The following is a 13,596-nucleotide window of genomic DNA, read 5'->3' on the forward strand; positions in this document are numbered from 1 at the left end:
TGCAATGTCGGATAGAGCGACGTCAGTGATCTGCGGGGCGCGCGCGATGGCCTTCCGTGGCGGCGCCGTTGCTGAGAATGCGCTTGAGAAGCTCGCGCAGCGTATCGACGTCAGCCGGTGTAAAGCCGGCAAAAAAGCGGTTCAGCACGTGCGTGTAGATGGCCGGCATCCGGTCGGCCAAGTCACGGCCGGCTTCGGTCACCTCCAAGTGCACGACGCGGCGGTCGGACTCGCTGCGCACGCGCTCGATCAGGCCGCGCTTTTCCATGCGGCTCAGCATGCGCGTGAGCGAGCCGATGTCGGTGTTCAGTTCGCGGCCGAGGTCGGTGGCCGTCTGGCAGCGGCCGTTGGCGAGCAGCACCAGGCAACTGGCCTGGGAATGCGTCACGTCCATCGCAGCGACTTCCTGCTCGATCGCCATGGACAGCGCTGTCTTTGCGCGCCCCACGAGATAGCCAACGCTTTCACACATGCGGTAGTCCTCCACCCGGAAGAGCGTTCCGGCAGCAACTTCGGTGGCGGGTCTTGTTTGTTCGGACATCTTATGTATGCACAATCATTGTCCGGACAAATATACGAATCGACGCACCAAACGGCAAGGTGCCGAACATGTGATTTCAGTTTTAGAAATAATTGGTGATCTTTGATCCACTCGTGCAACGCCCCTTCATCGATTCGTCAAGGAGTGTCATCTCTTGCGCATCGCAGCATGCTAGAATGTCAGGTTATTCCGCGAGCTGAATTTGGGTGCTGTCCCGGGCTCGTGTCACGTCTTTTCGAGTTCACATCCCATGCGCGCGCTTCGCAACATCGCAATCATTGCCCACGTCGACCACGGCAAAACCACACTGGTCGACCAGCTCCTCCGCCAAGCCGGCACGTTCCGCGAGAACGAGCAGATCGCCGAGCGCGTGATGGATTCGAACGACATCGAAAAAGAGCGCGGCATCACGATCCTGGCCAAGAACTGCGCGGTGGAATACAACGGCACGCACATCAACATCGTCGACACGCCGGGGCACGCCGACTTCGGCGGTGAAGTGGAGCGTGTGCTGTCGATGGTCGACGGCGTGCTGCTGCTGGTGGATGCCCAAGAGGGCCCGATGCCGCAGACGCGCTTTGTGACGCGCAAGGCGTTGGCCCTGGGTCTGAAGCCGATCGTGGTGGTCAACAAGGTGGACCGTCCGGGCGCACGTCCGGACTGGGTGATCAACGAGACCTTCGAACTGTTCGACAAGCTGGGCGCCACTGACGAGCAGCTCGACTTCCCCATCGTGTACGCCTCGGGCCTGAACGGCTACGCCGGCTTGACCGACGATGTGCGCAGCGGCGACATGAAGCCGCTGTTCGAGACCATTCTGGAGAAGGTGCCGCAGCGTGACGACGACCCGAACGGCCCGCTCCAGCTGCAGATCATCTCGCTCGACTATTCGAGCTACGTCGGCAAGATCGGCGTGGGCCGTATCACGCGTGGCCGCGTGCGTCCGCTGCAGGACGTGGTGGTCAAGTTCGGTCCGGAAGGCGCGCCGATCAAGGGCCGCATCAACCAGGTGCTGAAGTTCCGCGGCCTGGAGCGCGAGCTGGTGCAAGAAGCGGAAGCCGGCGACATCGTGCTGATCAACGGTATTGAAGAGCTGGGCATCGGCTGCACGGTGTGTGCGCCGGACGCCCAGGACGCGCTGCCGATGCTGAAGGTGGACGAGCCGACGCTGACGATGAACTTCTGCGTCAACACCTCGCCGCTGGCGGGCCGCGAAGGCAAATTCGTGACGAGCCGCCAGCTGCGCGACCGTCTGGACCGTGAGCTGAAGTCGAACGTGGCACTGCGCGTGAAGGACACCGGCGACGACACGGTTTTCGAAGTGTCGGGCCGTGGCGAACTGCACTTGACGATTCTGGTGGAAAACATGCGCCGTGAAGGCTACGAGCTGGCCGTGTCGCGCCCGCGCGTGGTGTTCAAGGAAATCGACGGCGTGAAATGCGAGCCGTTCGAACGCCTGACCGTGGACGTGGAAGACAGCCACCAGGGCGGCGTGATGGAAGAGCTGGGCCGCCGCAAGGGCGAACTGCTCGACATGGCGTCGGACGGCAAGGGCCGTACGCGTCTGGAATACCGCATTCCCGCCCGTGGCCTGATCGGCTTCCAGGGTGAATTCCTGACGCTGACGCGTGGCACGGGCCTGATCAGCCACATCTTCGACGACTACTCGCCGGTCAAGGAAGGCGACCTGGGCGAGCGTCACAACGGCGTGCTGATCTCGCAGGACGACGGCGCTGCCGTGGCCTACGCGCTGTGGAAGCTGCAGGATCGCGGTCGCATGTTCGTGTCGCCGGGCGACGCGCTGTACGAAGGCATGATCATCGGCATCCACAGCCGCGACAATGATCTGGTCGTCAACCCGATCAAGGGCAAGCAGCTGACCAACGTGCGCGCGTCGGGTACCGACGAAGCCGTGCGCCTGGTGCCGCCCATCCAGATGTCGCTGGAATACGCGGTGGAGTTCATCGCCGACGATGAGCTGGTGGAAGTCACGCCGAAGAGCATCCGCCTCCGCAAGCGCCACCTGAAGGAACACGAGCGCAAGCGCGCATCGCGTGAAGAAGCGGTCTGATCGCCAGTCGATCTGCCAAGAAGAACGCCCCGAGGTTTCGGGGCGTTTTTTTTGCTCGGCGATGACGCTCGCGTTATGCCTGAACGCGGGCGAAGGCTTGCGCCAGATCGTCGATCAGGTCTTGCGGGTCTTCCAGTCCGATGTGCAGGCGCACGATCGGGCCGGCGGCGGACCAATCCGTGCAGGTGCGCGTGCCCGCCACGTTGCTGACAGTCGCCAGGCTCTCGAACCCACCCCAAGAGGCGCCGATGCCGAACAGCGTCAGCGCGTCGACAAAGCGCGCGGCGGCTTGCGGATCGGCTCGAGCGAATTCGAATGAGACCAGTCCGTTGGTGCCGGGGCAATCGCGTTGCCAGAGGGCGTGTCCGGGGTCCTCGGGAAGGGCGGGGCAGAAGACCCGCGCGACTTCCGGCCGTGCCACCAGCCAGCGTGCAATCTCCAGCGCATGGCGTTCATGCATGGCGAGGCGCGCCGCCAACGTGCGGGTGCCGCGCAGCACGAGATAGGCATCGTCAGGGCTGACCGCCACGCCCTGCGCGTCGCACATCGTGGCGAGGGTTTGCCAGCACGCCTGTGTGGTGGTGACTGTGCCCATCATCACATCGGAGTGGCCGCTGAGGTATTTGGTCGCTGCCATGACCGAAACGTCGGCGCCGAGCGCGAGCGGACGGTATTGCAGGCCCGAGCCCCACGTGTTGTCGGCGACGACCAGCGCTCCATGGCGATGCGCGATCTCGGCGAGCGCAGGCAGGTCGCACATCTCGTAGACGAGCGAGCCGGGGCATTCCACGTAGACGAGCCTGGTCGTCGGCCTGAGTTGCTGTGCGACATCGGTGCCGTCGGCGCGGAAGTACGTCACCTCCACGCCCCAGGGGCGCAGGAACGTATCGACGAAATGGCGCAGCGGCTGGTAGACGCAATCGGCAATCAACACATGATCGCCAGGGCGCGCGAACGCGAGGAACACCATGGAGATGGCAGCCAAGCCGGTCGGGAAGAGTCGCGTGCGATACCCGCCTTCGAGTTGCGCGACGACGTCTTCCAGCGCGAAGCCCGTCGGGTTGCCGCGCGCGCCGTAGGTGAACATGCGTTCGGTGCCGCGGCGGCGGCGTGCGTCGTTCATGTCGTCCATCGAATCGAACAGCACGGTGGAGGCGCGCACGACGGGCGGGTTGACGGCCCGGCCGCCTTCAAACGCCGGCGAGGTGCCGCCTTTGACCAGGCGGGTGGCCAGTCGTGGCTCCGTTTTCTGCGATGACATGGTGTGTAGATCCTGTCGGTTGCGTGTCATGGCTGTACGGCAGCGGCGCCCACGCGGAAGGCGCCAAGTTCCTGCGCATCGAGCTGGGCGAGGAGGCCGGTTTCCCAGGCCAGGTATTGCCTGGCCGCAGCCTTGTTGCCGTCGTGCCGATCATGCACGAAGAAGAGATAGTCGATGCAATCGGCGTCGGGCGGTGCGCTGTCGGAACCTTCGGTGGCGTAGCCGGCGGCAGTCCACGCGGCAATGCCGCCGGCCAGCAACTTGAGACGCGATGCGGCCTGCGGCGCGCGTGCAGCCCAATCTGCCGCGGCGAGCTGTGCGATGCGCGGGTCGTCGGCAATCAGGACGGTATCGCGGTCAGCGGCCAGGGCCGGCAGGCGCGGGCGAATGGCCCAAGTGGCGCCAGGCACATGGGCACGGCGGAAGGTCATGCTGGGACGCAAGTCGATGACGTGCACGGTGCCTGCCGCCAGCGCGCCGGCAAGTGCCTGCGCGCTGATCTCGGGCAACGGCTGCGGCAGCGCCGTTGCGGGCGCCGGCAGGCTCGCATTGCTGTTCAACCCGTCACGCAGCACATAGGCATCGTGGCCGAGTTGCCGCAGCCAGCTTGCAACGATTGGCGCGCGCACGCCGTCGGCGTCGAACAGCACAAGGCGGGCATGGCGCACGCCGACGTACTGGTCGGTTGCCTGGATCAACTGGCCGCCCGGCGCATGCTGCGCACCCGGCAGGCTGCCCTTGGCGAATTCCTCGGGTGTGCGTACATCACACAGGAAAAGGCTGTGTTCGCCTTCTGCAACCCAGCGTGCGAGCGTGGCCGCATCCACCTCGGGCACGGCAAAGCGTGTGGCGAGTTGCTGGCTGGCCTCGCGCATGTCTTTGACGGTGGCCGGGGCAACGACATCGGGATAGCGCCGCGTGCTGCCTTGCTCCAGCGGCAGGTCTTCCAGATACCAGCCTTGCGTGCCGTTCTCCAGGGCCATCACCGGGTTTGGGATGCCGAGGTTGATCAGCGTCTGCGCCCCGATGATGCTGCGCGTGCGGCCCGCGCAGTTGACGACGATCGGCGTTGTCGCGTTGGGTACAAGCTCGCGGATGCGCAGCCCAAGCTCGCCGTTCGGGCAGCAGATCGATGACGGGATCGTCATCTTCAGGTATTCGCTGACGGGGCGGCCATCGACGATGACGACGTCGTCGCCGCGTTCACGCATGGCCGCAAGTTCGCGCGCGGTGACGCGCGGCGTGTGGTACGCCATCTCGACCAGTTCACCGAAGGTTTTGGACGGCACGTTGACGCCGGCAAACAGCGTGAAGCCTGCGTGCGCCCAGCCTTGTGCGCCGCCTTCAAGTACGTGCACGCTGGTGTAGCCGATGGCGTTCAGGCGTTCGGCCGCGCGCTCGGCAACGCCGTCGTTGTCGTCATAAATGACCATGCGCACAGCGCGACGAGGCGCGAGGCGCGGGGCGTCGATCTCAAGACGGCTGTACGGCAGCGGGATGGCGTAGAAGAGGTGGGCTTCGCCGTATTGGCCGTGCTCGCGCACGTCGAACAGCGCGATCTCGGCGCCGTCGTGCAGCCACGCTTTCAGGGTCTTGGCGGTAACGAACGATGTCATATCGATGCGAAACGAATCAAAAGGGTGAACGACGCCCTCCGCGCACGCAGCGCGGATTGCAGGCAACGCGATTCGGGTTGTGGTTGGCCGGTTAGCGGCGCGTCTTCACGCCGATGCCCATGGTCTGATAGCGGCCGGTTTCGAGGTCGAACGTGATGCGCTCGGTCAGCGTTTCGAGCGCGCGTCCGTACATGTGCAGATGGCGGATCGGCGCCTCGCCCTTGATCTCGACGGCGTGGATGTCTTCGGCCGCCAGCGCGATGCCGGTGCCGGGCTCGACGACGACGGTGTCGGTCATTTCCAGCGTGCCGACACCGGGCGTGGCGCGGTCGTCGGTACGGCGGTAGACATAGTTGTATTCCGTGCCGTCCACCGCGGCGATGCAGGCCCACGTGGTGTGGTTGTGCGGCGTGATCTTCTTGCCGGGGCGCATGACGTTCAGGTACAGCGCATACGTCTGGTCGGCATCTTCATGGATCAGGTAGCGGGCTTGCAGCTCGCCGTCGGCGGGGGCCGGGAAATCGGTGTCTTGCCAGAACTCGGTGCGCGCGGCGAGGCCTTTGACCTCTTCGAGCACGTCGGCCAGGGCGCGACGCGTTTCACCTTCGGGCGCGAGCGCGGCTTTCATGGCTGCAATGGCATCGGCCACGGCCGCTTGGCGTTGTTGAGGAAGAGACGTGGTCATGAATGGATTCTCCTGAGGGATTGGGGCGCCTTGCGTTGTATTTCGCGGCGTTGTTGTCGTTGTCGTTGTCGGTGTCGGCATCAGGCGACGAGTTCGGCAATGCGTGGCGCAGGTCGCAGAACGTCTTGCAGGAAGCGCTGTGCGCGAGCGTGCTTCGGGCGGCTGAAGAACTGGTCGGGCGGCGCGTCCTCCAGCAGCTGGCCGTGGTCCATGAACCAGACGCGGCTCGATACGTCGCGCGCGAAGCCCATCTCGTGGGTCACGATCATCATCGTGAGCCCGTCGCCGGCCAGCTCGCGCATCACGTGCAGCACCTCTTGCACCATCTCGGGATCGAGCGCGCTGGTCGGCTCGTCGAACAGCATGAGCGGCGGCTTCATCGCCAGCGCCCGCGCAATGGCCACGCGCTGCTGCTGGCCGCCCGACAGGTTTGCGGGCATCGCGTCGATCTTGTGAGCCAGGCCCACCTTGGCAAGCAGCGCCTCGGCCTGCGCCGTCGCTTCGTCGCGCGACAGACCGAGCACCTTGGTCGGCCCGAGAATCAGGTTCTGCCGCACCGAAAGGTTCTGGAACAGGTTGAAGTTCTGGAACACGAAGCCGATGCGCGCACGCAGTTCATTGACGCGCATGTCGCGTGCATGGACATCGCGCCCCTCGAAGCGGATGCATCCGCCCTGGATGGCCTCCAGCCGCGTGACCGTGCGGATCAACGTGGATTTGCCCGAGCCCGAGGGCCCGCACACCACGACGACTTCACCGCGCGCGATGGTGGCGTGGATGCCTTTGAGCGCGTGGTAGTCGTCGTAGTACTTGTCGACGTTTTCAAATGCCAGCATGGGATGGGGTCTCCGGCAGGGTTTGTTCCTAGGCCAGCCCGGCGCGATGGCGGGCAATGCGGCGCTCCAGCTGTCCCGCGAACCGCGAGATGGCGAAGCACAAAACGAAGTAGAAGGCTGCCAGCACGAGAAACGTCTCCAGCGGCTTGGTCAGCGTGATGGTGTTGACCTGCGCGGCCGAGTACGTCAGCTCCGGCACGCCAATCACATAGGCGAGCGACGTTGCCTTGATGATCGACACGAACTGGTTGACGATCGACGGCAGCATGTTGGTCAGCGCTTGCGGCAGCTGCACGTAGCGCATGCTCTGCAGCCACGACAGGCCATTCGAGCGCGCGGCTTCCATCTGCCCGCGCGGCAGGCCTTCGAGCCCGGCGCGCACGATCTGCGAGAGGAATGCGCTTTCGTAGACGATGATTGCGCAGACGGCCGTGGTGAACGCCGACACCTCTTTGCCCACCAGCAGCGGCACCGCAAAGTACGCCCAGAAGATGATCATCAGCAGCGGAATGCCGCGCACCAGGCGCGACCACACCCCGGCAATGCGACGCAGCCAGCGCCACGGGCTCACGTGTGCCAGCCCGATCAGCACCGCAATCGGGAACGACATCACCAAGCCCAGCACCGAGAGCACCAGCGTCACCGCCACGCCGCCGAGCGGCCCATTCGGCCACGACCCGACCAGGAACAACGCCAGATAGTCATGCAGGATTTCAAGCATGGCGTCAGACCCCCAGCGGCGTCGTTCGACGGTTGGCCACGCGTTCAGACAGTGCCATCAACGCGAGCGTGCCGAGCAGATATAGCAGCGTGGCGATGAGGAACACGTCGAACGTGCGGAAGGTGAGGTTGTCGATCTGCCGGGTGCGGTAAAGCAGTTCATGCACGCCGATGGCCATCGCCAGCGAGCTGTTCTTGAACAACAGCAATGCCTGGTTGAGCAGCGCGGGCAGCGCCACGCGAATCGCCTGCGGCAGGATCACGTAGCGCAGCGCCTGCAGATGCGTCAGCCCGATCGACCACGCCGCCTCCTGCTGCGTATGCGGAATCGCACGCAGGCCCGAACGCAGGTCTTCGGAGGTGAACGCGCCGGAGTTCAGCGCCAGGGCAATCGCCGCAAAGAAGAATTCGGTATTGCCGGCGTTGATCCAGGCTTTGAGCGATTCCGGCAGCAACTGCGGCACGCCGAAATACCACACCAGGATCTGCACCAGCATCGGCACGTTGCGGTGGTATTCCACAACCACGATGACGAACGCCTTAAACACGCGCACCGGCAGCGCCCGCAGTGTTGCCAGCGACACCCCGACGGCGATGGCCAGCAGGCCCGAGACGACAAACAGACGCAGCGTGGTCAGAATGCCGTCCCGCAAGAGGTGCAAATAGCCGTCTTCGAGCAGGAAGGAGAGATCGAACATGTCGGCCGCCCGGGGCTTACTGCGGCTTGATCGGTTCGACCTTGTAGTCGCGCCAGAACTTGTAGACCGACTTGGCGCCGAGCCACTTGTCGAAGCTCGTCTGCAGGCCGCTCGACTGGTCGTAATCCGCCAGCACCTTGTTGACGGCGGCCATGAGCGCAGGCTCGTTCTTGTTCATCACCACGCCCCAGCGCTCTTCATAAACCGGCGCGTTCAGCAGGCGATATTGCTGGCCGCCTTTCTGCGCCGCCTCGTTGGCAAAGCGCGCCAGCACGAGCTGCCCCGCCACGAGCCCATCGACCTTGCCTTGCTGCAACGCCAGATACGCTGATGAAATATCGTGGAACGTCAGCAGCCGCGAATCCGGCAGGCGCGTCACAGACACCGCCGCCGAGCTGGAGCCTTCCGAGGCGGCGATCTTCTTGTTGGCGAGCTGATCGAGCGTCTGGATGGGCGAGTCCGCCCGCACCAGCACACGGATCGGTGCCACGAAATACTGGTTGCTGAAATCGACCTGCGCGGCGCGCGCCGGCATCCACGCCACGGCAGCGGCCAGGACATCCACGCGATGCGTCTTCAGTTCGGGAATGCGGGCATCGGTCGACAGCGCGCGGTGCTCCAGCTTGACCCCCAGGCCCTTGGCCAATGCGTTGCACACATCCACGTCAAAGCCGACGATCTGCCGCGTTGCGGCGTCGGGAAAGGCATACGGCTCGCTGGCGTTCTGAGTGCCGCAGACGAGCGTGCCGCGCGACTTGATGTCGGCCAGCGCGTCAGCATGCGCCACGCTCGCCACGCCCAGCGTGCCCAAGGTGAGCGTCGCCGCGGCCTGTGCCCATTTCCATACCCACATGGTGTTCCTCCTTTGTATGCAACCGATTCTGTGTCGGACCGCGATGTCCCTGCGGCTCGGGTGTCTGCCTGAACGTATTGTTCGTTCAGTGTTATTTGTATTTCCGGCAGGTTATCGGCCAGAATTGCGCAGAACAATTTAATTTTTGGCTGGAATCGATTAGGAACTCTGAAGTATCGGGGCCGAGATGAGAAATCTGGACATCGATCTGCTGCGCACATTCGTGGCGATCGCACAGCACGAAACGTTTGCCGCGGCAGCCGCGCGGGTGGGGCGCACGCAGTCTGCGGTCACGCAGCAAATGCAACGGCTGGAGGAGGAAATGGGCTGTGCGCTGTTCGAAAAACGCGGCCGCCACAAGACGATGACGCCCGATGGCGTGCGGCTCGTTGCCTATGCGCACAAGATTCTGGCGTTGAACGACCAGGCCGTGCAGGTGATCCAGACCGGTGGCCCGATCGAGAAAATCCGCATCGGCTCACCGCACGACGTGGCCGATTCGATCCTGCCGAATCTGCTGCGGCGGTTGTCCAAGCTGTCGCCGGAATTGCAGATGGAAATCAACGTTGGCCGCAGCCCGTTCCTGATGGACGCGCTGCGCGACAAGACGCTCGATCTGGCGATCTCCACGCGCTATGACGATGCCTTTCCCGGCATCAAGCTGCGCACGTCGCCGATGGTGTGGATCTGCGCGGAAGACTTCATCTTCAATCCCGCCGCGCCGGTGCCGCTGGTCATGGCCGACGAGCTGAGCCTGTTCCGGCAGCTGTCGATCGAATGCCTGGACGCGCACCACATTCCGTGGCGCACGAGTTATCTGTCGCCCACGCTGACGGGCATCAAAGCGGCGATCAGCGCGGGGCTCGGCGTAACAGCACGCACGACCGAATTGCTCGACGCAAACATGCGCGTGCTGACCGAAGCCGATGGCCTGCCGCGTCTGCCTGAAGTGGCGTTTTACCTGTACGTGCAGCCGACGTGCACGAGCGCCGTGCTGCGCGATCTGTTCGATTCCACCGATCGCGTCGCCACCCGCTTCGGGCCGCCGTTCATGTGAGCGGCATCGCCTCGGCCGTGACCGCAGCGCGCGGGCTGCGCCACTCGGGCGGTTTCCACAGGTAGCGAATGTCCCTGTCGCGGAACACGTCGGCCCACATGTCGCGCCATTCGTGGAAGGTGAGGGTGATCGGGTTGTGTGTGTGGACCTGCCGCGTGATGCCGAAAATGGGGGCGTCCTCCTCCGGCACGAAGCTGCCGAACATGCGATCCCAGATGGTGAGCACGCCGGCGTAGTTGCGGTCGATGTACTGCGGATTCTTGGCGTGGTGCACGCGATGCACCGACGGCGTATTCAGGTATTGCCCGAGCCACCGCCAGAAGCCCGCGTAGCGCGAATCCAGCGCCCCCAGCCGCGTATGGACGAAAAACTGGAACGCCAGGTTCAGGCCCACGGCCAGGATCACCCAGTCCGGCGTAAAGCCGATCCATGCAAGCGGAATCCAGAACAGCCACATGCCGGAAATCGGATAGGTCAGGCTCTGGCGGAATGCTGTCGAAAAATTCATGCCTTCCGACGAGTGGTGCGTCACATGCGACGCCCACATCCAGCGCACGCGATGGCTGGCGCGGTGGAAGAAGTAGTACAGAAAATCCTGCAACAGCAGAAGCAGCACGAATGACCACCACGTTTCAGGCACCGCGCGCAGGCCGTGGCTGTACGTCCATGCGTACACCGTCTTGATCATCAGCCACAGGAAGAATGCATCCGACGCCTGGTGCATGAGCGCGAGGCAGGCGTTTGAAACGGTGTCCTTGAAGCTGTAGACGGACGGGTCGCGCTTGCGCCAGTACCACGCCTCGGCGCCGATGGTCAGCAGGAAGACCGGCGCGAAGGCCAGCAGAATCAGGCCGGGGTCGAAACTCGACGCGCCCGGGGCGGCGTTGGCAGGGGTCATTGGATTGTTGTGATGTGTGTCGTCTCCAACCGGCAGGTATACGCCCAACACCCGCGCTGCGAAAGGGGGCACGCTAGAGCCCTTCCTCGCTTCAATACGCGGTCGTGTACAGTGCGAGCCGTGATTTCCACAACAACATCCGAGACATGCAATCCACCGCTTCCCCCGCGCCCCAGGCTGAAGTTCAACCCAACGTGATCGCCGAAGTACGCGGCGGCATCGGCTGGCTGACGCTGAACCGGCCGCAGGCGCTGAACGCGCTGTCGCTGGAGATGATCCGCACGATGTCGCATGCGCTGCTGGCGTGGCAGCACGATCCGGAAGTCCACGCCGTCATCCTGCGTGGCGAGGGCGGCAAGGCCCTGTGTGCCGGCGGCGACATCCGCTTCTTCCACCGCGCCGCCACGGCCGGCGACCCGCAGCTCATCACCTTTTTCACCGAGGAATACCGCCTCAACCACCTCATCTTCAGCTATGCCAAGCCGTATATCGCGCTGATGGACGGCGTGGTGATGGGCGGTGGCATGGGCATCTCGCAAGGCGCATCGCTGCGCGTGGTGACCGAGCGCACGAAGATGGCCATGCCCGAAACCAACATCGGCCTGTTCCCGGATGTGGGCGGCGGCTGGTTCCTGGCGCGCGTGCCGGGCCATGTGGGCGAATACCTGGGCGTGACGGGGCAGATGATCGAAGCGGCTGACGCGCTGTCGGTCGGCCTCGCCGATTGCCACGTCACTACCGAGGCGCTGGCGTCCATCGTCCAGCGTTTGCGCGACGGCAACTGGAGCAGCGGCGAGCAGATCGCCGCGTGCTTTACCGAAGCCGCATCGGCGCCCGATGATGCCAAGGCCATCATCGCGCCTCACCGCGAGGCGATCGATGACTGCTTCAGCCAGGGCAGCGTGCAAGGCATCTTCGCGGATCTGGCCGGCAGCACGGATGCCGAATGGGCCGCGCAGACCGCGGCGCACATGGCCAAGCGCTCGCCGTTGATGATGGCGGTGACGCTGGAGCTGATCCGCCGCGGCCGCCACACCACGCTGGCCGATGAGCTGCGCCGCGAACTCGACATGATGACGCACGTGTTTGCCGAAGGCGACGGTATCGAAGGCATTCGCGCGCTCGCCGTCGACAAGGACCATGCGCCCAAGTGGAAGCACGCCAGCATCGACGCCGTGCGCGAGGACGAAGTCGCCGCCTTCTTTGTTTCGCCTTGGCGCCGTGAGCAGCATCCGCTGCTGGGGCTGTCGGACTAGAACCGGTAAACTGCGCGCCTGGATGTTGAATCGTTGACTTGCTGTGACCGCTGAACGCCCCACGCCCAACCCCCGCCGCTTGTCGGTGGCGCCCATGATGGATTGGACGGACCGCCATTGCCGTTTTTTCCATCGCCAGATCTCGCGCCACACGTGGCTCTACACGGAAATGGTGACCACCGGTGCGCTGCTGCACGGCGACGTGCCGCGTCACCTCGATTTCGACGAAGTCGAACATCCCGTGGCGCTGCAGCTTGGCGGCAGCGAACCTTATGATCTGGCTCAGGCCGCGCGCCTCGGCCAGCAGTGGGGGTACAAGGAAATCAACCTCAACTGCGGCTGCCCGTCGGAGCGCGTGCAGCGAGGGGCGTTTGGCGCGTGCCTGATGGCTGAGCCGAAGCTCGTCGCGCAGGGCGTCAAGGCGATGCGGGATGCGGTGTCGATTCCGGTCACGGTCAAGCACCGCATCGGCATCGACGCCATCGAAACCTACGATTTTGTGCGGGATTTCGTCGGTACCATCGCCGAGGCCGGCTGCGAGACATTCATCGTCCACGCGCGCAATGCCATCCTCAAAGGCCTGAGCCCGAAGGAAAACCGCGAGATTCCGCCGCTGCGCTACGAAGTCGTTTATCAGCTCAAGCGGGATTTCCCGCATCTGGAAATTCTGCTCAACGGCGGGGTGCAGACGCTGGAGCAGATCGACACGCATCTCGCGCACGTTGATGGCGTCATGATCGGCCGCGAGGCGTATCACCATCCGCACCTGATGGCCGCGTTCGATGCGCGGTACTACGGCGCAGGCACCGAGGCCCCCACGCGCGCCGAGGTGGAAGACGCGATGATTCGCTACGTCGGCCGCTGGGTTGAGCGCGGCGGCTACGCGGGGGCGGCGGTGCGGCACATGCTGGGGCTGTATCGCGGCGTGGCCGGGGCGCGTGGCTGGCGGCGCGTGCTGTCGGATTCCAAGGCGCTCGGCCGCGTGAAGACGTTGGCCGACGCGCATGCGTTGTTCGACGAAGCGCGGGCGCACCTGCGGCGCGGCGAAGAATCGAACGAGGAGGCGGTAGCGGTTTGATGCAGAGGAACGGGGCGCTGCCCTGA

At 64.5% G+C, this 13,596-nt stretch carries 13 protein-coding genes; 4 read left to right on the plus strand and 9 right to left on the minus strand.

Annotated features, from left to right (window positions below; all coding sequences use genetic code 11):
• Positions 1-22: 22 nt before the first annotated feature.
• Complete coding sequence (locus tag R2669_RS19045; protein ID WP_316901725.1) at positions 23-541, minus strand: MarR family winged helix-turn-helix transcriptional regulator; 519 nt, start codon at positions 539-541, stop codon at positions 23-25.
• A 250-nt stretch (positions 542-791) separates the two neighbouring features.
• Between R2669_RS19045 and typA the strand changes: the two genes are divergently transcribed.
• Complete coding sequence (gene typA, locus R2669_RS19050; protein WP_027677570.1) at positions 792-2,612, plus strand: translational GTPase TypA; 1,821 nt, start codon at positions 792-794, stop codon at positions 2,610-2,612.
• A gap of 73 nt (positions 2,613-2,685) precedes the next feature.
• Here the strand turns inward: typA and metC are convergent, their stop codons facing one another.
• From metC to R2669_RS19085, 7 genes are all read right to left on the minus strand, one after another.
• Positions 2,686-3,873, minus strand: a complete 1,188-nt coding sequence (gene metC, locus R2669_RS19055) for a cystathionine beta-lyase (RefSeq protein WP_316901726.1) — start codon at positions 3,871-3,873, stop codon at positions 2,686-2,688.
• A gap of 26 nt (positions 3,874-3,899) precedes the next feature.
• Entirely contained in the window at positions 3,900-5,489 is a 1,590-nt protein-coding gene (locus R2669_RS19060) for a rhodanese-like domain-containing protein (RefSeq protein WP_316887916.1), read from the minus strand.
• 91 nt (positions 5,490-5,580) lie between these two features.
• A complete protein-coding gene (locus tag R2669_RS19065) occupies positions 5,581-6,174 on the minus strand; it encodes a cysteine dioxygenase family protein (RefSeq protein WP_316875965.1) in 594 nt (197 codons plus the stop codon).
• Positions 6,175-6,254: 80 nt separating this feature from the next.
• On the minus strand, positions 6,255-7,010 hold the full coding sequence (locus R2669_RS19070; protein WP_316901727.1) for an amino acid ABC transporter ATP-binding protein: 756 nt from the start codon (positions 7,008-7,010) through the stop codon (positions 6,255-6,257).
• 28 nt (positions 7,011-7,038) lie between these two features.
• Positions 7,039-7,731 (minus strand): amino acid ABC transporter permease, encoded by a 693-nt coding sequence (locus tag R2669_RS19075; RefSeq protein WP_024975903.1) that lies wholly within the window; start codon positions 7,729-7,731, stop codon positions 7,039-7,041.
• A gap of 4 nt (positions 7,732-7,735) precedes the next feature.
• Positions 7,736-8,428: an amino acid ABC transporter permease gene (locus R2669_RS19080; protein ID WP_316901728.1), complete on the minus strand. Its 693-nt coding sequence runs from the start codon at positions 8,426-8,428 to the stop codon at positions 7,736-7,738.
• A gap of 16 nt (positions 8,429-8,444) precedes the next feature.
• Entirely contained in the window at positions 8,445-9,281 is an 837-nt protein-coding gene (locus R2669_RS19085; RefSeq protein ID WP_316901729.1) for a transporter substrate-binding domain-containing protein, read from the minus strand.
• A gap of 187 nt (positions 9,282-9,468) precedes the next feature.
• Here R2669_RS19085 and R2669_RS19090 point away from each other — a divergent pair, with 187 nt between their 5' ends.
• Entirely contained in the window at positions 9,469-10,338 is an 870-nt protein-coding gene (locus tag R2669_RS19090; protein ID WP_027677563.1) for a LysR substrate-binding domain-containing protein, read from the plus strand.
• On the opposite strand, the gene R2669_RS19095 is transcribed toward R2669_RS19090, so the two are convergent.
• Entirely contained in the window at positions 10,331-11,236 is a 906-nt protein-coding gene (locus tag R2669_RS19095; protein WP_316901730.1) for a sterol desaturase family protein, read from the minus strand. The two genes, R2669_RS19090 and R2669_RS19095, sit on opposite strands and share 8 nt — an antisense overlap.
• A 146-nt stretch (positions 11,237-11,382) precedes the next feature.
• Between R2669_RS19095 and R2669_RS19100 the strand changes: the two genes are divergently transcribed.
• On the plus strand, positions 11,383-12,492 hold the full coding sequence (locus R2669_RS19100) for an enoyl-CoA hydratase/isomerase family protein (protein ID WP_316901731.1): 1,110 nt from the start codon (positions 11,383-11,385) through the stop codon (positions 12,490-12,492).
• 43 nt (positions 12,493-12,535) lie between these two features.
• Positions 12,536-13,570 carry a tRNA dihydrouridine(20/20a) synthase DusA gene (dusA, locus tag R2669_RS19105; RefSeq protein ID WP_316901732.1) on the plus strand — a complete coding sequence of 345 codons (1,035 nt, stop codon included), beginning with the start codon at positions 12,536-12,538 and terminating at the stop codon, positions 13,568-13,570.
• Positions 13,571-13,596: the final 26 nt, after the last annotated feature.

Source organism: Ralstonia edaphi (genome assembly GCF_958350185.1).
GTDB lineage: Bacteria > Pseudomonadota > Gammaproteobacteria > Burkholderiales > Burkholderiaceae > Ralstonia > Ralstonia edaphi.

Excerpts from the sequence above, each read along its gene's own strand:
- R2669_RS19095 (WP_316901730.1), bottom strand. The coding sequence starts at position 11,236 with ATGACCCCTGCCAACGCCGCCCCGGGCGCGTCGAGTTTCGACCCCGGC.
- R2669_RS19060 (WP_316887916.1), bottom strand. The coding sequence starts at position 5,489 with ATGACATCGTTCGTTACCGCCAAGACCCTGAAAGCGTGGCTGCACGAC.
- metC (WP_316901726.1), bottom strand. The coding sequence starts at position 3,873 with ATGTCATCGCAGAAAACGGAGCCACGACTGGCCACCCGCCTGGTCAAA.
- R2669_RS19085 (WP_316901729.1), bottom strand. The coding sequence starts at position 9,281 with ATGTGGGTATGGAAATGGGCACAGGCCGCGGCGACGCTCACCTTGGGC.
- R2669_RS19045 (WP_316901725.1), bottom strand. The coding sequence starts at position 541 with ATGTCCGAACAAACAAGACCCGCCACCGAAGTTGCTGCCGGAACGCTC.
- R2669_RS19065 (WP_316875965.1), bottom strand. The coding sequence starts at position 6,174 with ATGACCACGTCTCTTCCTCAACAACGCCAAGCGGCCGTGGCCGATGCC.
- R2669_RS19100 (WP_316901731.1), top strand. The coding sequence starts at position 11,383 with ATGCAATCCACCGCTTCCCCCGCGCCCCAGGCTGAAGTTCAACCCAAC.
- R2669_RS19075 (WP_024975903.1), bottom strand. The coding sequence starts at position 7,731 with ATGCTTGAAATCCTGCATGACTATCTGGCGTTGTTCCTGGTCGGGTCG.
- typA (WP_027677570.1), top strand. The coding sequence starts at position 792 with ATGCGCGCGCTTCGCAACATCGCAATCATTGCCCACGTCGACCACGGC.
- R2669_RS19080 (WP_316901728.1), bottom strand. The coding sequence starts at position 8,428 with ATGTTCGATCTCTCCTTCCTGCTCGAAGACGGCTATTTGCACCTCTTG.
- R2669_RS19090 (WP_027677563.1), top strand. The coding sequence starts at position 9,469 with ATGAGAAATCTGGACATCGATCTGCTGCGCACATTCGTGGCGATCGCA.
- R2669_RS19070 (WP_316901727.1), bottom strand. The coding sequence starts at position 7,010 with ATGCTGGCATTTGAAAACGTCGACAAGTACTACGACGACTACCACGCG.